The sequence below is a fragment of the Deinococcus sp. QL22 genome, from assembly GCF_023370075.1.
Taxonomy (GTDB): Bacteria; Deinococcota; Deinococci; order Deinococcales; family Deinococcaceae; genus Deinococcus.
The window spans coordinates 2,799,962-2,823,752 of record NZ_CP097149.1 but is presented as its reverse complement, the minus strand read 5'-3'; the positions used below and the strand labels follow the sequence as shown (position 1 = coordinate 2,823,752).

Genomic DNA, 23,791 nt, shown 5'->3' with positions numbered 1-23,791 from the left:
GTCAGATTCAGCGGGAGGGCGGCAGCGTATTGAGCGCCACAGTCGTCACATACGGTACCAAACCTGCCTGCCGCGCCTTGGTGTAAATACTGGAAATCAGCGCAGGCTTGTTGGCGTAATCCAGCGTCAGTACCGGTTTTCCAGCCTTCTTCCACCGCCGGAAATCGGCCAGTTGCGTCCGCTCGCGTTGTGGTTCGGTGGGACGGTCGGTGGCGTAGACGAAGGTTTCTTCCTGCCCGGTGGCGTCCACGCAGGCGGCGTAGCGCGGATCGGTCAGCAGGTCGGCGGCATTCTGGGGAATGATCAGAAATTCGGGATCGCGGGCGCGGGCATGGGCGGCGATGCGGCACACCCAGGCCACCATGTCGGCACGGGCACTCGCACGCCCCGGATTGCGCTGGTAGGCATCGATCAAGTCCATGTAAGTGCCGTGAAATCCGGCGTCTATGGCCCGGTCAAGCTGTGCGAGGGCCGTGCGTTGCCAGTCGGTATTCCAGTAAGCCACATCATAGTTGCCGGGCCAATTGGGATCTTCGGAGAGCAGCCACGCCGGGTTGCCCACCCGCCAGCCGGGTTTCCAATACGGACGGTAACTTTCGGCGGCTCCCATACTCAGGTAAGCGATCAGCAATTTTCCCTGCGCAGCCCGTGAAATTTCGGCTTTCGTCCACAGCAAGGCGTTATCGTCGGTCGCGTCCACGACGACCAGATCGAATTGACTGCCGGCCACAGCATCGAGGCGCTTAGTCCCATAGCCGGTGAGTTGGATACCCCAAGTTTTGACAGCAAGGAGTTGCTGGTGGCGGGTTGGTGGCACAGCAGCCGCCGCTTGACTCGGCCCCGAATAGGAACCCAACAGCAAAGGCCACAGCAACACGGGCCAGAGGGCCGGTGCAAAGGGAATCATAAACCTCCGGGAAGGGTCAGGGCACGGTTGGTGACGAAGGTAGGCACAGCGTAGTGTGCGGCGCGGGCGCGGGCCAGGGCGATCAGCTTGGGCTTGGCGGCGTAGTCCAGAGCAACAACGGGTAGGCCGGCAGCTTTAACGACGCCGAGCCAGTGCGCCGTATACGCCAGCCCTTGCTTGTTATGGGCGGCAAGCCGGGGCGAGTGCGTGGTAGAAAAGGCCTCGAACAGCACGGACTGAACAAGTGGAACCAGCCCCGGCAACAGGCCAAAGCCCCGGTTTGCCATCAGCATGGCACCGGGAGCCGCAGCACGCAGCACCCCCACCAAGTCCAGCGTTGCGGCGGGGTCGGCGCTGTCCAGCGTGTCTAGCAACAGGCCGTCGGTGTGTTCAAGCACCTGTTCGGCCCGCGCCAGCAACACTGCACGCCAACCAGGATGGGCCGCGTCGACCACCACACTTCCCCACTCTGCATTCACGGCGCAGTGATACGGGGCGCTGCCGGTTACACATTCTAAGTCACCAAACGTGTGGTCTTCCCCCACGCTCAGGTAGGCCAGCACGCGGGTTCCCCCTTCCCGCAACGCCTGCAGGTCGGCAGCGGCGTACAGCGTGGGATGCAGTACCACCACGTCAAAGCCCCCCAATGTACTCACGGCCTGCGGAGAGGCAGGGCCGTAATACACGCTCAGGGGGCGGTGGTGGTCAGAGGAAGTCAGAGCTTCAGCTTAACTGGTACGGCTCAGCGGGTTCTGACGATAACGTCAACTGCGGAGTAGATGGTCAGAGGGTAAGCCTCATACGCGCCGTAGACTTTGCCGCCCCACAGGCCAGTCAGGGTAAATGGAACTGACGCGCCGACAGGAGTAATCCTCACGGTGCTGAAGGTACGGTTCCAGATGGCGGTGTAAGCGTTGGCTGCCAAGGCTTTCTGTTCGCGGGTGTTGCGCTCCACAAAGGCGCCCAGGGCATCCCACCGCAGAGTGTTCAGGGGAAGCGTGGAATAGCGGGCGTATTTTTCTACAACAGCTTTCACCCAATCGGTTGCCAAACTCTTGCCGGGGGCATACTCCCGCAGGTTGGTCTGATGCATGTAGGTGGGCCAGGCCGTCCCATCAAATACATGACCCACGCCCCGGGTGCTGTCTACTTCCAGCAGTTCGGCGTAGTCTAGGGCGTGATCCCAGTACGCTGCTGCGCCGCCCGGTGCATACAGGCTGTTATAGGAGGCCGTGGCTTCTTCTGGAGTGGTGACATGGTAGGCGAGGCTGTTGGGGTAGCGCGGAACCAGCAGCAGGCTAGGGTTCATCGGGTGAGGGACGCCGCAACTGGGGCACCTCGCGTCCCACTGGCTGGCAATGCTGTGGTTAGAGGCCAGATAACGCACGCCACTGTTGACCGCCGCCGTGATCAAATTCGGATTGCTGCGCCCAAGTCCTAAATCCTGCTTCGGCTGCAAGAATCCGGCGGTGTTGTTGGTGCCATCATCGGTAGGATCCATATAGCCCAAACCGCTATGCTCGCCGGTCACGAGGCTCTTGCGGCTCATCTGCAGGCCCAACTGGGTACCGATGGCGAAATTGTCGACGATGGCAGTGGTGGCGGTGGGCAAATCCATCACGTCCATTCGCAGGTGATCGCGGGTATGGTTTACCCAATCAAAGTCGGAGGCCATACAGCGCGACACACTGGTCAGGCCATCCTTAATCTGATCGCCGTACAGTTCGGGGCTACAGGTCGTCGGGCTGGAGGGAACTGCGCCCCGCCCATTGAACATCATCGCGTACTTGAAGTTGCTGACCACGTTGTAGGCGCTGTCTATCGCACGCTGCTGATCTCTGACGCTCAGGGCGTCGCTGGCCGAGAGCCGGAAGATTTCAGAACGCAGGCCACCCGTAGCGGGGTCGAAAACGCTGCCGTTCAGGAACCAGTCGTCGATATCGACCTGCAGGAAGCGGCGGTGCTCGCCCAGATGCACGCCCTTCGTGAGCCACTGCACTAGGCCGTAGCTCAGAATTTGGGTATGCAGTAGGTACGGGCTTTGGGCACTGGTCAGGATCAGGCGCTCGCGGCCATTAAAGGTGCTGGTGGCCGCTACGATTCGGCCTGCGTCATCCGTCAATAGGGGTTGAGTGACCACGCCGGTTACAGCTTCCAGTTGGGCGGTGTAGGTATAGGCGTTACGCAGAGGAAGAGAATTTCCGGTCAGGTCTTTGAAGGCGTTCTTCCCCGCCGCAGTCACATTCAGGTTTCCGGTGGCAAACTCGGTGCCGGACACTACGCGCAGGCCGTAATCCTCGGGCACGGTGGTCGGCGCGCCGTAAAGGGCGAGTTGCCGCACCCGGTAGGCCTTTTCGTACTCGAACAACGTAGCCCATTCGCTGGTATCCAGCGCACTGGAGTAAAATCCGGGGCTGCTCTGAAAGGTCAGCGCAGAGTCCGTCAGGATGACGCCCTGATACTTACCCACGCCGTCGCTGGCGATCAGGGCCGCGAGGTGGTACACGATCTGGGCCCCCTGCATCAGCGCCCGCACACTGCCGGAATCGCGCACGTCTCCGAGCTGTACTTCGACGTGCTGCATGGTTTCGGGGCCGACAGTATCGAGCCAGCCATACGACCCCTGAGAGTTGTAAATAGCCATAGCCTTGACGTGGTAGCCCGCCTGCACCAACTGTTCGGTGAGGTGAGAGCCGATAAAGCCGTCTGCGCCGGTGACGGCGACCACGGGGCGAGAAGAGGCAGAGTGGGAAGACGTGGGGGCGGACAGGTTGGGCATCATGGGGGTAGTCATCGGTAACTCCGGGGATCGTTGAGGGCGCTGAGCAGCAAAATGAGGACGAGCGAGATCGAAAGAAGCGGGAGAGGGATCAAGGCACTAAAAGTCAGCATTGCGGCCACGCTCCACAATCCGAGCAGGGCGGCCACTTGCCGCTGATTGGCAAGCCACGCACTGAGTAAAAAGGCGGCTCCCAACAACGCCACCGCCACCTGCACACCGGGCGGAATACCGCTGAACTGGGGCAACACCCCCGTAACCCTGATGAGCAACACGGCGAGTGCCAACACAGCGCTGTACAAGACGGCCACCACAGGCACGGTGACGCGGCCACGCCAACGCAGGTCGGCTAGGTCGCGCAGACTGCGGGCGGCGTGCTGCAGGCGCTCCTGGGCGTGCCACACGCCTGCCTCTAACAGTCCGGCACTGACGATGATGGGCAGCAGCGGCCACGCGCCAATGCGCGAACTAAAGGCCACGAAGGTGAGGGCCATGGCCCAGCCGTAGGCCGCCAGACGCAAATGCGGTTTGAACACGGCCCACGTGGTGCGCAATTCGCCGGGGGCACGGGTAGCACTGAGGACGGCCAGCACCGGAAGAACGGCCAGTAGCGCCAGCGCAACCAGGGGCAACACGAGCGAGGGAGACGTCGCCGCTGCCCCGACCACCGATCTCGCCACATCCGAACTGGCTATATCTGAACTGGCCATATTGAAACTGGCCACCGAACTGGCAACTTCGGAACCAGAGATGATGATCGACTCCACCACTGGCAGTAAACTGGCCTGCACCACGGTCGCGGCCAGCAGCGGCACAGCAAATGCCCCCGCAGACAACGTGATCCGGCCCAGGGCCAACAAAATACCCGCCGACGCCGTTGCCAGCGCCACCACGCCGCCGCTGAGGACACCCAGGACAACTTGATCTGGCCCAGCCATCAAGAAGGCGGTAACGGCTCCGCCCAGCGTGCCCATCAGGCCGGCAAGCCACAGCGCCGCACGCATGGCACGGCCCGGCACGGCAAACGGTTCGCTGTAGCGCAGACCAGCAATGGTCATAGACCAGCCCCAGCCAAACGCCGCAGCAAAGGTAAATGCGGCTGATGCACCCTGCCCCAGCGGGCCTGTGATCATCAGACCGGCCAAGCCCGGCAGCAAGTACAGCGGCCCACGCAGCAGCATGTGCCAGGGAAAGGCAGGAATCGGAGCGTTGGGCAACCGGTTCAGGGCGCGGCCCGACCCCCGCTGAGCAAACAGCAGTTCGGCGGCCTGAAACAATCCCCCCGCGTTGTAACGTCCACGCAACGATTCGTCGCTCAGGCCATCAGCCTCCAGGTAGGAGGCGATTTCCAGAGCATCGACGGCCAACTCCCGTTCTGGGGCCAGCTTCAAATCCACCTCGCGCAGGCGGTCAGGGAGTGCCCCCGGCGCAGGCATAGGGCCGACTTCTGAAGTGATCGATTCGGGCGGAGCAGCAGGCTGAGGAAAGGACGGGGCCTGCAACGTCGCGTTGTGCGAGGGCGCATCGTAGAGCGGGGACAACATCTGCTGTGACCAGCCGTGCAGGGTGGTGCGCCCACTGAGGATTTCGAACCCGGTGAGAGGACGCGCACCCGTTTGATTGATATTGGATTGGTCAGTGCCGGTATGGTCAGTCGTGGCCTGCGCTATCTCTGGCACCGGATCGGGGAAAATGGTGCGAAGGGACTGACTCATGTCCGCCCACACTGTGCGTGCAGCCTCATAGGAGGTTGCTCCCAGAGTTCGCGAGTGCCACCGGGTAGGCGCGGCGATAAGCGTCTAGGCAGCCGTCGAGCGTAAACAGCTGCATCACGCGCTCGCGGGCGGCACGGCCCAAGCGGGCACGCAACGGCTGGTCTTCGAGCAAGCGCCCCAATGCACTCGCCACACCCACCGCGTCACGGGGGCGCACGATCAGGCCGGCGTCGCCTACCGCTTCGGGCACGCCGCCCACACGGGTGGCCACAGGTGGGCGGCCCATAGCCATTCCTTCTATGACCTTATAGGGAAAGCCTTCGCTGACGCTGGTCAGGGCCACGACCTGTCCGGCCCGGTAAGCGTCGGTAATATCGGCCACCCGGCCCTCAAAGGTCACGTTGCCGTCGAGATGCAGCCCTGTGGCTACGCTGCGGCAATGGCGTTCGTAATCCTCGTTTCCAGCGGGCGTGCCCCCGAACAGGCGCAGTTGGGCGTGCGGAGCGCCCGACCCAACTGACCACCGATCCTTCAGGTTTCGACTCGGCTTCAGGAAACACGCTGGGGTCGATGCCGTTGTAGATGCACTGAATCTTCTCGGATTCGGCTCCCAGTTCCTCTTCCCAGCGGCGGTTGTAATGCGAACCGGGCAAGACCAACGCTGCTTCCCGGTAGGCGAGGCTGCACAGCAGGCGGTAAAAGCGCAGCAGCATCGCCTTAAAGCCAGAGGTATAGGAGGTATGCCGGAATTCGAGGTAGCGCTCACGCAAATAGATCCCGTGTTCGGTGAGCAAAAAGGGTGTGCCGTGCGTCCAGAGGCCGTTGAGGGCCAGCAGCGCGGCAAATCCGTTGCTGACCGCGTGCCCGACCTCGGCTTCGGGGGGCCGGGCGGCCAGCGGGCGAAGGGCATGTTCCAGCCACATCTGTACGTCTAGCGCGTCCGAAACTGTGGGGCGCGGCAGGCGGGGACGGCCCGGCAGGCGGTCTTCATCTTGGGCGCGGGCCTGCGCCGTCCAGATATCCAGCGTGAGGCGGGCGGCGCGGCCACCTTCCAGCACGCCCGTGAGTGGGCCTTTCGCGCCTTGTTCAGACAGTGCGCGGAGGGCCACGCCAAAGCCATTGACATCCAGCGTGCACAGAGACTCTAGGAAGTCGCTGTACGCAGATAAAATGGCCCCTTCGCGCTGCCGATCTGTCCGGATGACGGAGGGCGGCCCCCACAGCGGAACCTGCGTAAAGTTGACATTGCTGGGCATTTCTAATGCCGGACGTACAAATGGAACACCGCTGATGGCCTGTACCGAGAACGTGTGTTCGGTCAGACCACGCACCAATTGATCGACCCACACGCTGACGCCGCCGTGCGCCTGAGGATAGGTAGCTTCGGTGTACAGCGCGACGGTCAGCGGCTGATGCGAATTGTGAGATGAAATGAGGGTCATGGAGGCTCTTTGGATAAACGATTTGACGAGGTGAACAGTCAAAGGGGAAGGAGAAAATGGAGTCTTTTGATCGACACAGCCACAGGCACTGCCGCCCTAAAGGAGTGGCATTGAGAGAAAGTATAGATTTTTTGACCATAATGTTAAAAACTCGGCTATTTTCATCAAATGACCACCCGTTGGGTGTAGTCGAGACTTGAGTGAAAATAACCGAACAGACGTGTAGCACAGTGTTGGATGGCCATACCACCTGAATGGGGGTCTAGTCCTTAGATAGCCCAAAAAAAGACGGCCTATGCTGGCCGTCCATATCTGTACACAGAGTATTTTTGTTTTAGAGCTTAACCCTGACCTCCATTTCTTTTCGGTTCTTACTCGCCTAATTTGCCGTCTTCACCCATATTCGAGCTTGGCGGATCGCTGGCCACCATGCTGCCTGCCGAGGCCACGTCCTGTTTGTCCATGCCGCGGTTTTCAAACTCGCCGGGAGCCTTGCTTTGGGCACTCACTTCGGCGGCAATTTCTTTGCGGGGGTCAGGCTTGCCCATAAACTGCAAGTCCACGTTGGTAATTTCGTCCTCAGTTTTGACGGAAGCGTCGGCGGGAATCTGGCCGCTCTGATCGTTGGGGTTGGTCATGCGCCTACGGTAGCAAGCGGAGGTGTATTGGGCCTGAGCCGTTTCTTTAGGTGGGGATGGCTCTGGGCGTCTAAGGTGCCGAGGCGAGCAGGGTTCAGGCAGGCGAGGCAAGAAGAACGGCGCGAATCGCATCCACAGCCTTTCTTAGACCCTCGACCCTTCGACGCCCTCCCTCCGCCAACCCACGCCCCTACCCGCCCAGCCTCAACCCACTCTGATTGCCGCGCAGCACGAACACAATCACCCCCACTCCGGCCAGTGCGCCCGCTTGCCGCTCCAGCTCACGGATAGAGTCGGGGGCGGCCACCCACTGACGGCGGGGCTTTTCGCCGGGTTCCATATAAAAGCCGTCTGGGATGGCGATCAGGGCGACCCGGCTGGCAGTGGCGCGGGCACGCATGGCCTGCTCTATCAGGGCACCTCCGGCGCGGGCGGTGAGAATAATCAGATTGCCGCCAGAGCGAATGGGTGGAATGGTCGGTGAATCAGCATCAGGTACAGCCTGTGCCAGCCGCAACAGCGCGGCCCGCATCGCTTCGGGGCTGCGGCCTGTAGGAGTGGCCCCGGCGTTGGTGGCGACGGAAATGGGCAGGTCGAGCGCGAACGATTCCTGCACCAGACTGGCCGCCAGACGCACGGCGCTCTCCAGATACACGTCACCGCCGCCACTGAGATCAAGGTAAATGGTGACGCTGCTGGCGGCGGTGCGTTCCGGCACACGTACGGTGAGGCTGCCCGTGCGGGCCGTGAGCCGCCAATGCACCCGGCCCGGTGGGTCGCCGGGAACATAGTCGCGCACGCCGCGCAAACTGATCGGGTCTTCCAGGCCGTGCGTGCGAGACCACGCGCCCTCGCTCAGCAGGGGCCGCAGCAGATCGGGCAGCAGCAGGCCGTGTGTGCCAGGATAAACCTCCAGGCGGGTGGGCACCTTGAGCGGAAGACTGCGCCAGAACAGCCCCAGCGGATCAGCCCAGCGCAGAGTTCCCCCTTCCCACTGGAACACGCCCCGGCGGTTCAGCGTCAGCGTGGTCTGGACTTCGTGGATGGCCTCGCCCTGCACCCAGCCTGCCAACACGGGCACGGTATCGGCCACCACCGTACGCGGGGGTTCGTCTTCGATCAGCACACGCACGGGCAAGAGGTTGAATACTTTGGCCTGCACGGTCAGCGGAATGCGGCCGCCTGCAAAGGCAGAAGTGGACAACGTTCGGGACAGAGTGACGGTGGGCGGGCGGCGGTAGGCCAACCAAAGCGCACCCACCAGCAGGCCAATGAGACCGAGCCAGAGCAGCGCGGCCAGCAGCAGGGTCATGGCTGGGCGAGAGCGTCTGGCATGGACTGAACCTGTACTGGCCCAGACTCCACCGGAACGGGTTCGGCCCGCAAGACATCGGCCACCACTACCTCTCCCGGCGTGCCCTGAAGCCGCGCCTCTACCCGCAGGCTCAGGCGGTGGGCCAGCACGCCCGGCGCGGCCCGCTGCACATCGTCGGGCGTCACGAAAGCCCGGCCTTCCATCCACGCGAGCGCCTGCGCCACCCCCTGCAACCCCAGGCTGGCACGCGGCCCGCCGCCCAGCGCCACCAGGGAGTGCTGCCGGGTACGGGCGGCCAACCTGGAAACGTAGCGCCGCAAGTCTTCGGCCACGAATACGCCCCGCACGGCGCTCTGGGCGGCCAGCAGATCGGCGGGCGTGGCGACGGCTTCCAGCGCGTGAATCGGGTGTAGGGATTGCAGACGGCCCAGCATCCGCACCTCTTCATCCAGCGTGGGGTAGCCCACCGACAGGCGCAGCAGAAAGCGGTCAAGTTGCGCTTCGGGCAGGCGGTACGTGCCCTCATGTTCCACCGGATTTTGCGTGGCGATCACCACGAACGGCGCGGTCAGGCGGTGCGTGACGCCCGATTCGGTGACCTGGCCCTCCCCCATCGCCTCCAGCAACGCCGACTGCGTTTTGGGCGTGGCGCGGTTGATCTCGTCGGCCAGCAAGATGCCCGTGAAGATCGGCCCAGGCACGAATTCGAAGGTTCCGGTGGCGGGGCGGTACACGCTGACGCCCGTGATGTCGCTGGGCAGGAGGTCAGGCGTAAACTGCACCCGGGAAAACGGCAGGCCCAGAGAGGCGGCGAGGGCGCGGGCCAGCATGGTTTTTCCGGTGCCGGGAGCGTCTTCCAGCAGAATGTGGCCGCCTGCCAGGATTCCGGCCAACGCCAGAGCAGTCACGTCGTTTTTGCCCACCATCACGCGGGCCACATTGTCGAGCACGCGCCCGACAAAGGCTGGAGTGGGGGATTGCGAAGCAGTCATGGCCGCTATTCTGCCGCCTCTGAGGAGGCAACGGGCGGCAAAGTTGGCAGTTCGGCCCGAATGGTCTGTTCGGCGGCCTCGGCAGCGTCGGCGTCGGCAGTGCTGACCGAGCCGCCGTAGCGCACTGGAGCGTAGACGCGGGCCAGCAGATTCAGCGGGGCCGCCAGCGTGGGCAGGGCGGCGGCTAGGCGGGAAGCGTAGCCCTGCGGCGTTTCGTGTGCGGCGCGGCCCCGGCCCACATCAGTCAGCGCGGCTTCGACGTTGCGGTAGGCCACCCGGACGCGGTGTAGAGCGGCGCCATCGGGTGCATCGGGTTCGGCAGGTACGGCGGCCTGAGCATCCCGGCGACTGGCCCCGCGCAGGCTGAGAGCGGTGTGAATCAGCAGCGCGAATACGGCCAGATAGAACAGCAACGCCGCCCACAAGACCAAATTCAGGTAGGAAGTCAGGCGGCGTTCTGCCGGGGCAAATTCACCCACTTCCGCATCAGCGGGCGGCAAAACCTCGGCCTGCGCGGGGGGCAAGGTTCCGGCCTCGCTGGCGGGCACACCGCCGAATGCCAGCGATACCAGCAGCACCAGCGTCAGTACCAGGCCCGCGCCCATCAACCATTCCACCAGTGTTGCAGGCCGCCCCCGCCCCGCTGGAATGACCCGCAGGAGCAGTACCAGTGCGAACAACACGAGAACTCCAGCCACGAACACCAGTTCGGCGGGCGGCGCTGAAATCGCATTCTCGGTGCTGAGGCGGGGGCGCGGCACAGTGGGTTGCAGGGGGACTGGATTGGATGGAGTGGCGCGGGGATTAGCGGGGAGAACTTCAGACGGAGCCTGGGCCTGCGCGGGCGGCACAGGAGAGGCGTTCCACAGCGGCGCGGGGCGGGGTAGCGCAACCGCCAGAGCCAGCGCAAGCGCTACAGGCACGGCCAGCCAAGCCGCACTCCTTCCCGGCCAACCTGCACCCTCGCGGCCCAACCAGCCCGGTCTGCGGTCATCCAATCCCGGACGCATCAGCGCTCCGCCTGCCAACGCCAGCAGCAGCAACGGCTGAGGTGACACCAAACCTACGGCCAGCACCAGCAGCAAGCCTCTGCGCCGTCCTTCTTCCAGGAGCGCCGCACCCCAAGACAGCCCCGCCACACCCAACAGGCCAGCCAGATACAGCACCAGCAGATTGCCCAAGGCAGCAGAACGCAACGCCACCTCCAGCCCGCCAAGGCCCAGCAGATGAACCAGAATCGCGCCGCCCACGATCAGAAACGAAATCAGCAGGCGGCCTTCATGCCACAGGGGCAAGCGCACGCCCAAGCCAAACAGGACACAGAGCAGCAGGCAAGCCCACACAGGCAAGATACCGAGCAGGGCCAGGGGCAAGAGCGCCGCGCCATAGGTCTGCCAAGTTGGGGTGTGTGGGGCTTCGGCTGGCGTGATCTGATCGTCTGGGATTGCGTTCGGGGCAGACATTCTGGGGGAGTGTAGCGTGTGAGATTGAGGAATTGACTCTGATATGAAGTGAAGGTCACTCCAGTTGTGTTCAGAGCAGTTGCCTTCTCCCCCACCCACAACAAAAACCCGCCCCAGCCGAAGCCAGAGCGGGCAGAACACCTGAGATGTTTAATCCAAGAAGTCGCGGAGTTTGCGGGTGCGGCTTTCGTGGTACTTGAGCTTGCGCAGCGCCTTGTTTTCAATCTGGCGGATGCGTTCGCGGGTCACGTTGAAGCGCTGACCCACTTCTTCCAGCGTATGCTCGCGCCCGTCCACGAGGCCTTTGCGGAACTTCAGCACCAGGGCTTCGCGTTCGGTCAGCTTGCTCAGAGCCTTCTCAAGCTCCTCGCTCAGCAGCGTTTTGGCGGCGTTGTCTACCGGCGAATCCAGATTCTCGTCGGGAATGAAATCGCCGTAGAAGCTGTCTTTTTCATCGCCAATCGGTGTTTCCAGCGACACTGGCTCCTGACTGACCTTCTGCACTTCTTCGACTTTGGTGGCGTCCCAGCCCGGCCCCATCGCCTCAGCAATCTCCTCGTGCGTGGCTTCGCGGCTCAGTTCCTGCTGAAGCTGACGGGCCGTGCGCGTGAGTTTGTTGATGGTTTCGACCATGTGCACCGGAATCCGGATGGTGCGGGCCTGATCGGCAATGGCGCGGTTGATGGCCTGACGAATCCACCACGTCGCATACGTGGAGAACTTGTAGCGGCGGCGGTACTCGAACTTTTCGACGGCGCGGATCAGACCCTGGTTGCCTTCCTGAATCAGATCGAGGAAGCCCAGGCCACGTCCGGTGTACTTCTTGGCGATGCTGACCACGAGGCGCAAGTTGGCCTCGATCAGGCCCTGACGGGCATTCGCGCCGTCTTCAGTCTGGCGCATCAGGCGGCGGCGGCCCCGGTCATCCATCTCCAGGTCTTCGTCCAGCGTTTTGCGGGCGGCCTCGCCTTCCTCGATCCGGCGGGCGAGCGCAATTTCTTCTTCCAGCGTCAGCAGGGGCACGCGCCCAATTTCGTGCAGGTACTGACGCACAGGGTCGTTGCTGACGGCGCGGGGCATATCATCAAAGTATTTTTCTTCGTCGTCTTCGGTGTTGGCCGCCGCCCGGTTGATCGGGCCACCCTCTTCGGCTTCCTCCGCGTCGTCGTCGGTGTCCTCGTCGTCCTCGTCCACGTCCTGCACTTCGATGCCCTGTCCGGCAATAAAGAGCTGCATGTCTTCAAAGGCTTCGGGGCTTTCGGGGTCGAGGCCGCTGGCTTCGAGGGCCACACTCAGGGCCGCCGCGATGTCCTCGCTGGACAGGATGCCTGCCGCTTTGCCCACCTTCAGCATGTCCTGAATGCTGGGGTGCGCGTGGTAGGGCTTGTCGGCGGCGCTGCCTTTGCCGCTGGGCGCAGGCTTGGGGGCCGCTTTGGCAGCCGCACTCTTGGCCGAGGATTTGGTAGCTGGAGCTTTGGCCGCAGCCGATTTGGGAGCGGCCTTGGCTTTGGCCGCAGGCTTGGGCGCGTCGGTTGCCGAATCTGCACCCGGCTCCGCCGCACCATCATCGGTGGTGGCAGGCGCAGCTTTGGCCGCTTTAGGCTTGGCAGCGGCCTTTTTGGGGGCGGGCTTGGCAGCGGCACCATCGGCACCGTCTTGAGCAGCCTCTACAGCAGGCTTGGCTTTGGGTGCAGCGGCCTTCTTGGGGGCAGACTTGGGTTGATCAGGCGCGGGGGCCGTGTCCACAGAGTCAATCTGCACGGCCTCGGCACCAGTATCGGCGTCAGGCATGGCGGCGCGGGTGCGCGGTTGGGTACGGGTGCGGGGCTTATCGGGAGTCTTGATGCGGCTTTCTTCGGGGGCGGCAAGCGTCGCCGCTGCGGAAACCTTGCTGCGCGTGCGGGGTTTGGTGGAATCTGCCATGCGGCCTCCTGAAACGTCAGTGTTGGATGTGAGAATGTAGATCAGCGGGTCGTATTTTCCGGGCCAAAGTCTGAGCGGCGGAGAGGTGGCAACGGTGTTTGTCGCCATGTGCCAAGCAACTGAAGGGCGTCGGTCTTTGGCCGGAAACGCAAGGCTGAGAATACAGGAGAAGGAAGGGAGAAAAGCGCCTGGGCGGAACACTTGAAGCGGTAAACGTGCAACGGTGGCCTGGACGCGTAGAAGTGGGCGGGAAGCCCAGAAGGAAGGTCAGCGCAGGCCGGAGCGTGTCAGTCTAGCAAACTGTCATGTTATGGGGCGACACGGCAAACGCCAGATACGCCTCACGGTTCACGAAGAGGCGGGCATCTGGCGGCAGAAGTGGTGGGGAAACTAAGGTCAACACTCTGGATACGGGCTTTGGCGGGGAAAGGTTCCCGCTGGCGCTTCTGTGGCCTTTACTCAGCCTTTAATACAGATTCAGACTGGCTTGCTTGCTCCCAAAATCTTAAATCCACCGTCGCGCAGCAACTCGCGCACAGGGCCAACTTCTTGCATTGTCGTTTCGTAGGGCAACGGCTCATTGGCGACCAGATAGAGCGTGCCACCCGGCACAAGGCGGCGCACTGCCGTCTGAATAAATTCGCGGGCCACGTCCAGCACCACGCCGCGCCCCACATGGAAGGGCGGATTGGTAAGGATCAGCTCAAAGGTACGGCCTTCCAGAGCCGCGTCTACGTCGGAGTGGATGCACTCCCCTGCCAGGGTGTTGGCCTGCAAGGTGGCCTCTGCGCTCCGCACGCTGGACAGATCGCCGTCGACCAGCGTCACTTCTGCGCCGTGCTTGGCGGCCCACGCGCCAATAATGCCCGTGCCGCAGCCCAGATCCAGCACGCGCTTGCCCGCCAAACTCAGGGTTCCGGCCTCCACCATTGCCGTCAGGTGTGCCAGAAACAACGTGGTGGCCTTGTCCAGCCGTCCGGCGCTGAAGACTCCGGGCAGGCCCACCACGCCAACACCATAAGCCTCGTAGGTTTCAGGTGCGGGCATTGGGGGCGTCTGACCGGGCCGCCGGATCAGCTTGGCAACGCGCATTCCACCGTCGCGGCCAATGGTTTCGCCCGTGCCGAAGGCCGCGCCCGCCGCCCTCACATAGCGGTCAAAGCCTTTGTCCCGGTCTCCGGCGATGTACAGGGTGCCGCCGGGAGGCGTGCAGGCGTGCGCCCAGGCCACCTGCGCCGTTGCGTAGGCGGTGCCCCGATCTCCGGCCAGGACGAGCGCCACCGTCTGTGCCCGCGTGGGCCATGCGGCGCTCAGGTTGTCGCCCGGACAGGCCGCCCGCGCCTCTATTCCGGCTGCTTTCAGGGCTGCCAACGCCGCCGCCGAACCTTCTACCGCCCGCAAAGTCACGCCCGGCAGCGATCCGGTCAGGCCGCCCATCGCCGTCAGGTCGAGCACATCGCCGCGCACCTTTTCACGGCGCATGGTCTGCACCATCAACGACTGTGCATCGTCCACCTCAGGGTAGCCGCGTACACCGGGCTTGGTGAAGGCGTGCAGCCCGTCTAGGCGCGGGGCGAGTGCGGCGGGGCGGGCATCGAAGTAATTGTAACGCTGGACGGCAGGCGCGGCTTTGGGTGCGGAAGAACTGCCTGTGCCAGCGGAGCTTCCAGCCGATGCGGGGGCCGATCTGCCCGCCGATTTGTCCGGGCCTCCCCGCGAGACTCTAATTTTCTGTTTACGTGTGCCGGTCATGCGTTCCCGTTTATCACATGCTGCCTGCCTGTGCTTCACGGCACGTGCGGCGCACCGACTTAGGTTCATGTCTAGTCAACACTCTTCCCCGGCTCCACTGTGTGAAGGCCGCATTACGCCAATACCCACTCTTTGCCCATCCCTGCTGTTTAGGCTACAGGTGTACCACAACCTAAAACCGACCGGGTGAAGTCGGTTCATCCGCCCGCCAGTCCCGCAGAATCATACGCGCCGCTGGCGGAGCTTTCTGGTGGACGCAGCGGTGGTTGCGCTAGCCTGAGCCTGTGTCTTCTTCTGGGCCAAATTCTGTGCCGTCCGTGACTCCCGATTGGGCCTTCGAGCGAGAGCATTGGCGGCGCGGCGCGTTCCGGGTAGCAGGCGTAGACGAGGCCGGACGCGGTGCGTGGGCGGGGCCAGTCACGGTGGCCGCAGTGATTTTGCCCGGCTTGGCGGTAGAATACCCGTTCAGAGACAGCAAGCAACTGACGGCGGCGCAGCGGGAACGGTACGCGGCGCAGGTGAAGGAAGTGGCGCTGACCTGGGCTGTAGAACACGCCTGGCCCGATGAAATAGACCGCCTGAACATTCTGGGAGCCACGCACGCTGCCGCCGCCCGCGCCCTGTCTCGCCTGACGCCCGCCCCGCAGGCCCTGATTACCGACTACCTGAAACTCCGCACGCCCCTGCCCCTGACCGCCCCGGCGAGGGCCGACGCCCTGAGTTACACGGTAGCCGCCGCCAGTTTGCTGGCCAAAACCGAGCGTGACCGCGTGATGGTTGAGCTTGACGCCGAGTATCCGGGCTACGGATTTGCCGCCCACAAAGGTTACGGCGCTCCCGCACACCGCGCCGCATTGGGGCAGTTGGGTGTCACGCCGCAGCACCGCCGCACCTTCGCGCCCATTGCGCGTTTGTTGGCACAGGAAGAAGCGGGCCGGCTGTTTGAAAGCCGTTCCTCAGACGGTCTTGAGGAAAGCTGAAGAAACCGGATTGGCGACCCTTCCGTAGCCATTCCCGCAGAACCACTTAGAGAGGCGGCTCACATTAACGTTGATTCAGGCAGGAACGGCCACGCACCGGGCGCGGGGTTCAGGCCGCAACATTCGTTAGGAGACTGCTATGGACAACCGCAATATTTCCAACCTGCTTACCGTCGCCGGATTCGCTTCCATTCTGGGTTCTATTGCCATCTGGGCCTCTCAGGGCGGGCAGGGCAAGGACGCCGAAACCCGCGCACACGGCGAACGCTTCGGCATTTTCGTGGGTCTGTGGGCACCCACCTTCTTTATTCTGGCCAACCGCTACAACCGCGCCGCACTGGAAGACGGGCGCAAAATTTTCGACAACTGAACCCAGATAGACCAGTCTTTTCAACTCAACTAGTGGACAGCCACAGGCATGTCTGTAGTTATTCTCACGCTGGGTCGTGCCGTCCGAGCTTCTCCCGCGCAGCTGGTGTTGAGAATTGCCAGTTCACGCGCACCGCCCGCGCATTGCGGTCGGTTTCCCAGGCCTGTATCTCACGCTCGACGGCCTCTTTGCTGGCCAGACGTTGCCCAAGACACTGACGTTGCAGGGCCGACCATTCGAGTTCGGCCATGTTCAGCCAAGACGCATGTTTTGGCGTGTGTACCCACTCAAATCGACGAGTCAATGGCCGGGCTTCCTCTGCCGGAAGAGGTTGATATAACGCCGCTGGGCTGTGTGTCGACAGCTGATCCAGGACGAGTGTGATCTTCTCTGCCTCGGGAGAGCGTCACTCCAGGCTCTGGAGTTGCGCTGCGAACTCCGCATTTCCTCGTCGCTCGGTCACCGTGACCGTACGTTGACCCGTCAGGGGTTCGAAGGCCACGAAGAAATTCACCGTGCCGCACCGCTTGTCTTCATGATCCACCCGTGCCGGGATTCCCGGCACGGGTGGCCATGGCTCACGGACATGATCAAGCAGCTGGTAGGATGTTTCATCGAAGCAGATGACCGGCCGCGAAGCGTCGTAGGGCTGAGCATACGTGTCCAGCACAGCTTCCATGCGCCAGACGAAGTCCGCGCCTACCTGAGCGACACACCCACTTTGAACTTGCCACGGTCCCTGCGCGTTTTTTTCAGTGTGCGCCGCACCGTCTCGTCACTACTACTGTCCACCACGCCTAAGGTCACCAGACGATCCGCCAAGAGCTGCATCGTCCACTTCTCCCGACCATCAGGTGCCCGACAGACTTCGGCAATCAGGATCGCCGTCTGCTGAGGATCCAGTTTCGGGGGCTGCTGAGGACGCTCTTTTTCGTACAGGGCAGCCTGCAGGCCGCCCTCAGCGTCCTTCTTGCGAATGGATGCCACAGTCGCAGCATTGACGCCCTGACGCTGGGCCACCTCCTGATCGAGGAGCCCTTGCTCGCTCAGCAACAGCAGACGTGCGCGGGTCATGACCCGCGCACTGTGCACGCCTTTGCGCGTCATGTCCGTCAGCTGTTGCCGCTCATCGTCACTCAGCTTCACAACCCACTGCTTCTGTCGTCCCATTCCTGAGTCTAACCCATGTCATGCCTGTGGCTGTCCACTAGAAGGTGTCACAGTGGGGCTGCCGAGTATTCTTTGCCCCGACTGCAACTTCTTTTTTGTGTATCGCAGACCCGTCGCTGTTCAGGTTGACGGCACGAATCCGAGTAGAGGCCACAAGCCAACGGAGGCCGGTTGACGCGCTTACTCTTGCGGGGAGCGTTCCCATCCGGTCTGAATCTCGGTGGGCCGGAAGCCGGCGCGTTCGTACAGGCGTTGGGCGTGGTAGGCCGGGTCAGCCACGATGACCAAGGTCTGGGCGTGCAGGTGGGTGCGTGCCCACTCGCCTGCCCGGTGTACCAGGGTGCCCGCCAGTCCCAACGAGCGGGCCTCGGGGTGCGTTTCCACATTCTGGTAGCGCGTGACGCCGCCCGCCTGGTTGGCCGCGTCCGCCGAGAAGACGCCCAATCCCGAATACATCTGGCCTGTGGGGTCAAACGCGCCGAACATGGCTCCCCGCCCTCTTTGCTGAGCGGCGCGGGCGGCTTCCAGCTTGCGGGCAGCAAAGCTTTGGTAGCCCGCTGCCTCGTGCGGCTCTGGATCGGCGGCGTTCACGGCCATTCTGAGGGCCAAAGCTGCTAGCCAGTCGGCGTCCTGCGTGGCGTCCAGTGGCCGGAACTTCAGGTCGGTGTTGAGGGTACGGGGCGGGAGCGTCTGAGAAGTGGTCAGGACGGTATCGCAGTGCAGGCTAAATCCTGCATTCAAAAACTCCTGCTCTGCGCCGCCCTCGCCATCGGTGGTATCCAGCCCAAAGGTCACGTGCCGGGCCTGCGGGTGTGCCTGCTGAAAAGCTTCCAACCACGCAGTCAGCTCGCCCGGACGCGGGGGCCGGGGCATCAGTAAAAAGTTGCCCCACCAGAACGTAGGATTGCTGGGCGTGGTAATCCGAACAACACGGCCCAGTTCCGCCAGTTCCAGAACTTCGCAGGAACCGCCCTCATGCAGGCGCAGGGCCAGATCGGTGTGGTAGCCCAAAGAAAGTGGGCGCTGAAACTCGCTCATGCGCCCCAGTATGAAGCCGTACCAGTATGAACCCGGCCCTTGGGAACCGCAGCCGTTTACGGCGTCACGGGCAAGTACCGCCAATTCACATTTGCCAGCGTGTGAGAACTGGTCACGGTGGCAATCGGCGCGTCGCTTGAAGGCTGCCCGGTACGGGTTTCCAGTGAATTCCAGCCGTGCTTGAGGTCGTAATTGATCTGGACAGTGCCCTCTACCGTGCTGCCGTCGGCGCGGGTAAAGGTGCAGTTCAGGGTTCCCGTAATCCGCACATCGCGGTCAGCGTAGGCGTGGGTGCGGGTGGTAATCAGAATGTCCTGCGACGTGAGGCGGTTGCTGATGGCGGCGCTGGCGGGCATCAGTTGACCCGTGATTGCCCCGCCCGCACTTGTGGGCATAAAGGTGCCGCCGTTGAGTACGAGCACGCGGGCATTGGGGGTACTGGCAACGGGTTCGCCACTGCAATCCACGCCGCGCACCTGGTCGGGCAGCACGCTGGGCACAGTGGGCAGATTCTCCAGGTTGCTCCGGCTGGGCAGGCGCGGTGTGGTGGGCAAGGCCAGCCGGTAACTGCCGTCGGCCGCCACCGCTGCCGAGGCGATCGCCTGCGCCTGTCCATCTATAGAAGCTGTGAATACGGCAGTTCCGGCACTGGGCGGGAACACGATAACGCCACTCGCACTGACGCCCACTCCGCTTTCCGGGCCGACAGCGCCGCAGGCACTCAGCGTTGCCGCGCACAGGAGGGCGGGCAACAGGCAGCGGGTCAGCAGGGCAGATGGGGGGCGTCTCATATGTCTGGTTCAATCTTAACGTTCCACTCTTTCAGTAACGGCACAGAGTTGTGATGGTACCGGGCAGGTTACGAATATCGGTTCCCGGATAGTCAGACCGCCCGATCCAGCGAACCTGAGGCAGAATGGAAACAAGATGAAGTCCACTGCTTCCGCCCCGACCAGCATCGTTTCTGTGGCGGCCAGCCCCACGCACAGCTTTAGCAAACAGCCTTTGCCTGGCGTGCAGTTGTTGGCCGGATTGGGCGTGCAGGGCGACGCACACGCGGGCCACTCCGTGCAGCACCGTTCCCGCGTGGCGGCCGACCCCACGCAGCCCAATCTGCGTCAGGTTCACCTGATTCACGGCGAACTGCTGGATGAACTGAACGCGGCAGGCTTCGACATTCAGCCCGGCGATCTGGGTGAAAATGTGCTGACACGTGGCTTAGACCTGTTGGCGCTTCCGGTGGGCACACGCCTGCATGTGGGCGCTGAGGCAGTGATCGAGGTCACGGGTTTACGGAATCCTTGCAGCCAGATCGAAGCCTTTCGGCCCGGACTGTTGGCGGCGGTGCTGGGCCGAGATGAAGCTGGGAACGTGATTCGCAAAGCGGGAATTATGGGCGTGGTGGCGGTGGGCGGCGAGATTCGCCTGGGCGATTCCGTGCAAGTGGAGTTGCCACCGCTGCCTCACCGAGCGCTGGAACGGGTCTGAATTCCGGCCTCCGAGTGAGACTTTGTTGGGCCTCTGTTTGCCCGCGTCCTATTCCTTTTGCCCCCTCCCGCTACACTGCGGGGGTGAATGTTCGGAATTTTTCAATTATTGCCCATGTGGATCACGGCAAATCTACGCTGGCTGACCGCATCATGGAGCGGCTCGGCGCGATGGGCGAGCGAGACAAGCGCGACCAGACCCTCGATACGCTGGAGCTGGAGCGCGAGCGCGGCATTACCATCAAGTCCACACCTGTTCGTCTGACCTATGTGCGGCCCCCGCAGGAAGACGGCACGGGCGGCGAAAGCTACACCTTCAACCTGATCGACACGCCGGGGCACGTGGATTTTAATTACGAAGTGTCGCGCAGCCTAGCGGCCTGTGAGGGCGTGCTGCTGCTGGTGGACGCCTCGCAGGGCGTGGAAGCGCAGACCATCGTGAACGCGTATCTGGCCATCGACAGCAATCTGGAAATTATTCCGGTCATCAACAAAATTGATTTGCCCGCCGCCGACCCGGAAGGCGCAGCGCAGGAATTAGAGGACGTGATCGGCATTCCCGCCGACAGCGCTGTGTTCGCGTCCGGCAAGTCGGGCATCGGCATTACCGAAATTCTGGAAGCCATCGTAGACCGCATTCCGCCGCCGCCCGGCGATCCCGAAGCGCCCCTGAAGGCCCTGATCTTCGATTCCTTTTACGACGCCTATCAGGGAGTCATTCTGTTCGTGCGGGTGCTGGAAGGCACGCTGACGCCCAAGCAGCCCATCATGCTGTTCAACTCCGGCAAAACCTTTGATGTGGATAAATTGGGGACGTTTACCCCCGGATTGATCGTCAGCGACTCGCTTCCGGCGGGGGCGGTGGGCTGGGTGGCGGCAGGAATTAAAGACATTCACGACGCGCAGGTGGGCGACACGCTGACCCAGAAAGACCGGCCCACACCGGAGCCTTTTCCGGGCTTCAAACCCGCGCAACCGGTGGTGTTTTCGGGCCTATATCCCACCGACACCGAGGATTACCGCAAGATGCGCGACGCGCTGGAAAAGCTGAAGCTGAACGACGCGGCGTTTACCTTCGAACCCGAAACATCGGAGGCGCTGGGCTTCGGCTTCCGCTGCGGCTTCTTGGGCCTGCTGCACGCCGAGATTATTCAGGAGCGGCTGGAACGCGAATACGACCTGGACTTGATCGCTACCGCGCCCGCCGTGGTGTACCGGATCAGCCTGACCAACGGCACCATTTTTGAGACCCAGAACCCGGCAGAATTTCCCACCCGTGACCGGATCAGCGCCACCGAGGAGCCGTACATCAAGCTGAGCATCATGTTGCCCGAGGAACACGTGGGGCCAGTGATGCAGCTTCTTCAGGAGCGCCGGGGCAGCATGATCACCATGAATTACGTAGGTAAGCGCGTGGAACTGCTGTACGAGGTGCCGTTTGCCGAGATTCTGTACGATTTCCATGACCGCCTGAAGTCCATCAGCCGGGGTTACGCCAGCATGGATTACGAGCAGATCGGCTACCGCGACGGCGACCTCCGCAAGGTAGACATCATGGTGAACAACGAAATCGTGGACGCCCTGGCCGTGATCGTGCACGAGGACAAGGCCTACGGAATTGGCCGCAAAATCGTGGACAAGATGGCCGAAGTGATTCCGCGCCAGATGTTCCCCGTGCCGGTGCAGGCCACCATCGGCGGCAAAATCATCGCCCGCGCCACCGTGAAGGCCTACCGCAAAGACGTCCTCGCCAAGTGCTACGGCGGCGACATCAGCCGCAAGAAGAAGCTGCTGAACAAGCAGAAAAAAGGCCGCGCCCGCATGAAGCAGATTGGGACTGTGGAAGTGCCGCAGGAAGCGTTCCTGGCGGTACTGAGTACGGACGAGTAAGTCTTAAACCCATCAGACCAAAGGGCGCACCAGCAGGAATCTCTCCTCTGGTGCGCTTTCTTACTGTCCCTAGCGGTCTGTCAGGGCCAACTGGACGCTCAGGGCGGCAAAGGTGGCCGCGAACGAACGCCTCAGCCACACAATCGCTTTGGGCGAGCGAGCCACATAAGTTCGGATGCTGCCCGACAACACGCCGTAAACCGCGAACACTCCGAAGGTAACGGCCATAAAGACCGCGCTGAGAAGCAAAAATGAAGCGCTGGGCGAAGGCGTACCCGCCGGAATGAAATGGGGCAAAAACGCGAAGAAAAACAGGGTTAGCTTGGGATTCAGTAGATTGAGCAACACAGCTCGCACAATGATCTGACGAGAGTTTTGGCCCGCCGTACCCGCACTGAATTGCAGTGTTCCCCGGTCTTGCCAAGTGGCCCAAGCCAAATACAAGAGGTAGGCGGCCCCAGCAAACTTGAGGCCCTGAAAGACGGAAGCGCTCATGTGCAATACGAAAGACAGGCCCAAAACACTGGTGAGCAAGTGCGGGATGATGCCCAACGTACACCCGAACGCGGCAGCAAGACTGGCCCGCCAGCCATGAAACAACCCTGTTGAGATTGTATAAATTGCGCCCGTTCCTGGAATCAAGGCGACGATCAGCGAGGTCAGCATGAATTCTGTGGTGAGCATGGGTGCTTCACTTTAACCGGGACAAGAGAGTTGCCGTACATAAGCCATCGCTGATGGAAATGGCGGATTGCCGTTCCCACGTTCGGGGCGGCATTCTTGCTGTCGGGCTGCAGCTCTGGCCCAAAGGGAGAACACGCGATGGCACAGCGGCAAGTGATCAAGGCAGAGGCGCAGCTTTTTCCGCACCCCAACGCGGAACGGCTGGCGTTATGCAAGGTAGGGCCATTTCAGTTGGTGGTTCAGAAGGGCAACTTTAAAGACGGTGACCTGATCGTAGTCGCGCCGGAGCGGGCGCTGTTGCCGCCGCAGTTCGCGGGCCTGTACACCAACGCCGACACGGGCGTGTCCTATCTGCACGGCCCAGATGCCAACCGGGTGGTCAGCATGCGGCTGCGCGGCGAGCGTTCTCAGGGTGTGATCTTGCCGCCGGACATGCTGGAATCGCTGGGCCTGGCCGACCTGCCGATAGGAGAAGACCTGTCTGAGGGGCTGGGCATCACGTTTTACGAGCCGCCCGTGCCTGTGTCTATGGCAGGCGACGCCGAAAACGTGAGTGGCGTGCTGGGCGGCGGATACCGGCACCATGACGTGGAACAGTTCGGCATCTACGAACGCGACTTTGTGCCCGGCGAGCCTGTGGTAGTCACTGAAAAACTGCACGGGTCGCAGGGCATCTACTACCGTGCGGCGGGCGGCGAATGGGTGGTGACCAGCAAAGGGCTGTCGCGGCAGGCGCTGGGGCTGAAGGAAAATGCCGGAAACGTGTACTGGCAGGCCGCCCACGCCGCTGGGTTGTTCGCGGCTGTGGACGCTGCGTACCCGTTGGGTCAGGAAGTCCAGTCAACAGAAATACAAGTCTTCACTGAAGTGCTGCCCGTGCAAAAGGGCTACGGCTACGGCCAAAGCGGGCCAACCCTGCGGGTGTTCAGAGTCGTGGTAGATGGCAAGGATCAAACGTTTACCGACTTTGGCGGCTGGTTCAGAGACTGGGCCGTGCCGCTGCTCTACGCTGGCCCCTTCGACACTGCTCTAATTCGCACGCTTAAAGACGGGCCCGAAACCGTGTCTGGGCACAGCCTGCATACCCGTGAGGGCGTGGTGGTCTCGCCCGCTGCCGCCCGCTACGCGTCGGACGGAACATCACTGCGGGTCAAGCTGATCAGCGACGCTTACGCCAAGAAAGAAACCGGAGATGAGCTGAGCTAGGGAGCCTGCCCGCCAGCCTGAGTCCTTAATGAAGACCAGA

At 62.6% G+C, this 23,791-nt stretch carries 23 protein-coding genes; 5 read left to right on the top strand and 18 right to left on the bottom strand.

Going from position 1 to position 23,791, the window contains the following annotated elements; all coding sequences use genetic code 11:
• Positions 1–7: 7 nt before the first annotated feature.
• The 12 genes from M1R55_RS14060 to M1R55_RS14005 all read right to left on the bottom strand — a co-directional run bounded on the left by M1R55_RS14060 (position 8) and on the right by M1R55_RS14005 (position 14,926).
• Positions 8–907 carry an MJ1477/TM1410 family putative glycoside hydrolase gene (locus M1R55_RS14060; RefSeq protein WP_249392355.1) on the bottom strand — a complete coding sequence of 300 codons (900 nt, stop codon included), beginning with the start codon at positions 905–907 and terminating at the stop codon, positions 8–10.
• Positions 904–1,593, bottom strand: a complete 690-nt coding sequence (locus tag M1R55_RS14055; protein ID WP_249392354.1) for an endo alpha-1,4 polygalactosaminidase — start codon at positions 1,591–1,593, stop codon at positions 904–906. The genes M1R55_RS14060 and M1R55_RS14055 overlap by 4 nt, the downstream gene beginning before the upstream one ends.
• A gap of 56 nt (positions 1,594–1,649) precedes the next feature.
• Positions 1,650–3,701, bottom strand: coding sequence for a GDP-mannose 4,6-dehydratase (locus M1R55_RS14050; protein ID WP_249392353.1), 2,052 nt, complete (start codon positions 3,699–3,701; stop codon positions 1,650–1,652).
• Positions 3,698–5,401, bottom strand: a complete 1,704-nt coding sequence (locus M1R55_RS14045; RefSeq protein WP_249392352.1) for a hypothetical protein — start codon at positions 5,399–5,401, stop codon at positions 3,698–3,700. The genes M1R55_RS14050 and M1R55_RS14045 overlap by 4 nt, the downstream gene beginning before the upstream one ends.
• Positions 5,402–5,426: 25 nt before the next feature.
• Positions 5,427–5,885, bottom strand: coding sequence for a glycosyltransferase (locus tag M1R55_RS14040; RefSeq protein ID WP_249394224.1), 459 nt, complete (start codon positions 5,883–5,885; stop codon positions 5,427–5,429).
• The gene (locus M1R55_RS14035) at positions 5,791–6,843 is read right to left on the bottom strand and encodes a DUF3492 domain-containing protein (RefSeq protein ID WP_249392351.1); all 1,053 of its coding nucleotides are present in this window, start codon (positions 6,841–6,843) and stop codon (positions 5,791–5,793) included. The genes M1R55_RS14040 and M1R55_RS14035 overlap by 95 nt, the downstream gene beginning before the upstream one ends.
• A 371-nt stretch (positions 6,844–7,214) precedes the next feature.
• Positions 7,215–7,481 (bottom strand): M-like protein, encoded by a 267-nt coding sequence (locus tag M1R55_RS14030; protein WP_249392350.1) that lies wholly within the window; start codon positions 7,479–7,481, stop codon positions 7,215–7,217.
• Positions 7,482–7,671: 190 nt separating this feature from the next.
• Positions 7,672–8,793: a DUF58 domain-containing protein gene (locus M1R55_RS14025; RefSeq protein WP_249392349.1), complete on the bottom strand. Its 1,122-nt coding sequence runs from the start codon at positions 8,791–8,793 to the stop codon at positions 7,672–7,674.
• On the bottom strand, positions 8,790–9,788 hold the full coding sequence (locus tag M1R55_RS14020) for a MoxR family ATPase (RefSeq protein WP_249392348.1): 999 nt from the start codon (positions 9,786–9,788) through the stop codon (positions 8,790–8,792). Before M1R55_RS14020 ends, M1R55_RS14025 begins: the two co-directional genes overlap by 4 nt.
• A gap of 5 nt (positions 9,789–9,793) precedes the next feature.
• A complete protein-coding gene (locus M1R55_RS14015; RefSeq protein WP_249392347.1) occupies positions 9,794–11,251 on the bottom strand; it encodes a DUF4129 domain-containing protein in 1,458 nt (485 codons plus the stop codon).
• 150 nt (positions 11,252–11,401) lie between these two features.
• Entirely contained in the window at positions 11,402–13,174 is a 1,773-nt protein-coding gene (gene rpoD, locus M1R55_RS14010; RefSeq protein WP_249392346.1) for an RNA polymerase sigma factor RpoD, read from the bottom strand.
• Positions 13,175–13,651: 477 nt separating this feature from the next.
• A complete protein-coding gene (locus M1R55_RS14005) occupies positions 13,652–14,926 on the bottom strand; it encodes a class I SAM-dependent methyltransferase (protein WP_249392345.1) in 1,275 nt (424 codons plus the stop codon).
• 284 nt (positions 14,927–15,210) lie between these two features.
• On the opposite strand from M1R55_RS14005, the gene M1R55_RS14000 reads away from it, so the two are divergent.
• The gene (locus M1R55_RS14000; protein ID WP_249392344.1) at positions 15,211–15,906 is read left to right on the top strand and encodes a ribonuclease HII; all 696 of its coding nucleotides are present in this window, start codon (positions 15,211–15,213) and stop codon (positions 15,904–15,906) included.
• A gap of 139 nt (positions 15,907–16,045) precedes the next feature.
• On the top strand, positions 16,046–16,276 hold the full coding sequence (locus tag M1R55_RS13995) for a hypothetical protein (protein WP_136366736.1): 231 nt from the start codon (positions 16,046–16,048) through the stop codon (positions 16,274–16,276).
• A gap of 64 nt (positions 16,277–16,340) precedes the next feature.
• Here the strand turns inward: M1R55_RS13995 and M1R55_RS32130 are convergent, their stop codons facing one another.
• The 5 genes from M1R55_RS32130 to M1R55_RS13975 form a co-directional block, all read right to left on the bottom strand.
• Positions 16,341–16,640: a transposase gene (locus M1R55_RS32130; protein ID WP_249394130.1), complete on the bottom strand. Its 300-nt coding sequence runs from the start codon at positions 16,638–16,640 to the stop codon at positions 16,341–16,343.
• 42 nt (positions 16,641–16,682) lie between these two features.
• Positions 16,683–16,955 carry a hypothetical protein gene (locus tag M1R55_RS32125; protein ID WP_371827114.1) on the bottom strand — a complete coding sequence of 91 codons (273 nt, stop codon included), beginning with the start codon at positions 16,953–16,955 and terminating at the stop codon, positions 16,683–16,685.
• Positions 16,956–16,975: 20 nt separating this feature from the next.
• Entirely contained in the window at positions 16,976–17,446 is a 471-nt protein-coding gene (locus M1R55_RS13985) for a helix-turn-helix domain-containing protein (protein ID WP_249392343.1), read from the bottom strand.
• A gap of 180 nt (positions 17,447–17,626) precedes the next feature.
• The gene (locus tag M1R55_RS13980; protein WP_249392342.1) at positions 17,627–18,484 is read right to left on the bottom strand and encodes a GNAT family N-acetyltransferase; all 858 of its coding nucleotides are present in this window, start codon (positions 18,482–18,484) and stop codon (positions 17,627–17,629) included.
• A 56-nt stretch (positions 18,485–18,540) separates the two neighbouring features.
• Complete coding sequence (locus M1R55_RS13975; RefSeq protein ID WP_249392341.1) at positions 18,541–19,275, bottom strand: hypothetical protein; 735 nt, start codon at positions 19,273–19,275, stop codon at positions 18,541–18,543.
• Between the two features lie 136 nt (positions 19,276–19,411).
• Here M1R55_RS13975 and M1R55_RS13970 point away from each other — a divergent pair, with 136 nt between their 5' ends.
• Complete coding sequence (locus M1R55_RS13970; protein WP_249392340.1) at positions 19,412–19,972, top strand: MOSC domain-containing protein; 561 nt, start codon at positions 19,412–19,414, stop codon at positions 19,970–19,972.
• 83 nt (positions 19,973–20,055) lie between these two features.
• Positions 20,056–21,861 carry a translation elongation factor 4 gene (gene lepA, locus M1R55_RS13965; RefSeq protein WP_249392339.1) on the top strand — a complete coding sequence of 602 codons (1,806 nt, stop codon included), beginning with the start codon at positions 20,056–20,058 and terminating at the stop codon, positions 21,859–21,861.
• 69 nt (positions 21,862–21,930) lie between these two features.
• Here the strand turns inward: lepA and M1R55_RS13960 are convergent, their stop codons facing one another.
• Positions 21,931–22,545 carry a LysE family translocator gene (locus M1R55_RS13960; protein WP_249392338.1) on the bottom strand — a complete coding sequence of 205 codons (615 nt, stop codon included), beginning with the start codon at positions 22,543–22,545 and terminating at the stop codon, positions 21,931–21,933.
• A gap of 138 nt (positions 22,546–22,683) precedes the next feature.
• On the opposite strand from M1R55_RS13960, the gene M1R55_RS13955 reads away from it, so the two are divergent.
• Positions 22,684–23,751, top strand: coding sequence for an RNA ligase (ATP) (locus M1R55_RS13955; RefSeq protein ID WP_249392337.1), 1,068 nt, complete (start codon positions 22,684–22,686; stop codon positions 23,749–23,751).
• Positions 23,752–23,791 lie beyond the last annotated feature (40 nt).

Bases quoted from the DNA above. Each gene is read 5' to 3' on its own strand.
- M1R55_RS14060 (WP_249392355.1), bottom strand. From the start codon at position 907: ATGATTCCCTTTGCACCGGCCCTCTGGCCCGTGTTGCTGTGGCCTTTG.
- M1R55_RS14050 (WP_249392353.1), bottom strand. From the start codon at position 3,701: ATGACTACCCCCATGATGCCCAACCTGTCCGCCCCCACGTCTTCCCAC.
- M1R55_RS14045 (WP_249392352.1), bottom strand. From the start codon at position 5,401: ATGAGTCAGTCCCTTCGCACCATTTTCCCCGATCCGGTGCCAGAGATA.
- M1R55_RS14035 (WP_249392351.1), bottom strand. From the start codon at position 6,843: ATGACCCTCATTTCATCTCACAATTCGCATCAGCCGCTGACCGTCGCG.
- M1R55_RS14030 (WP_249392350.1), bottom strand. From the start codon at position 7,481: ATGACCAACCCCAACGATCAGAGCGGCCAGATTCCCGCCGACGCTTCC.
- M1R55_RS14025 (WP_249392349.1), bottom strand. From the start codon at position 8,793: ATGACCCTGCTGCTGGCCGCGCTGCTCTGGCTCGGTCTCATTGGCCTG.
- M1R55_RS14020 (WP_249392348.1), bottom strand. From the start codon at position 9,788: ATGACTGCTTCGCAATCCCCCACTCCAGCCTTTGTCGGGCGCGTGCTC.
- M1R55_RS14015 (WP_249392347.1), bottom strand. From the start codon at position 11,251: ATGTCTGCCCCGAACGCAATCCCAGACGATCAGATCACGCCAGCCGAA.
- rpoD (WP_249392346.1), bottom strand. From the start codon at position 13,174: ATGGCAGATTCCACCAAACCCCGCACGCGCAGCAAGGTTTCCGCAGCG.
- M1R55_RS14005 (WP_249392345.1), bottom strand. From the start codon at position 14,926: ATGACCGGCACACGTAAACAGAAAATTAGAGTCTCGCGGGGAGGCCCG.
- M1R55_RS13995 (WP_136366736.1), top strand. From the start codon at position 16,046: ATGGACAACCGCAATATTTCCAACCTGCTTACCGTCGCCGGATTCGCT.
- M1R55_RS32125 (WP_371827114.1), bottom strand. From the start codon at position 16,955: ATGGAAGCTGTGCTGGACACGTATGCTCAGCCCTACGACGCTTCGCGG.
- M1R55_RS13985 (WP_249392343.1), bottom strand. From the start codon at position 17,446: ATGGGACGACAGAAGCAGTGGGTTGTGAAGCTGAGTGACGATGAGCGG.
- M1R55_RS13980 (WP_249392342.1), bottom strand. From the start codon at position 18,484: ATGAGCGAGTTTCAGCGCCCACTTTCTTTGGGCTACCACACCGATCTG.
- M1R55_RS13975 (WP_249392341.1), bottom strand. From the start codon at position 19,275: ATGAGACGCCCCCCATCTGCCCTGCTGACCCGCTGCCTGTTGCCCGCC.
- M1R55_RS13970 (WP_249392340.1), top strand. From the start codon at position 19,412: ATGAAGTCCACTGCTTCCGCCCCGACCAGCATCGTTTCTGTGGCGGCC.
- M1R55_RS13960 (WP_249392338.1), bottom strand. From the start codon at position 22,545: ATGCTCACCACAGAATTCATGCTGACCTCGCTGATCGTCGCCTTGATT.
- M1R55_RS13955 (WP_249392337.1), top strand. From the start codon at position 22,684: ATGGCACAGCGGCAAGTGATCAAGGCAGAGGCGCAGCTTTTTCCGCAC.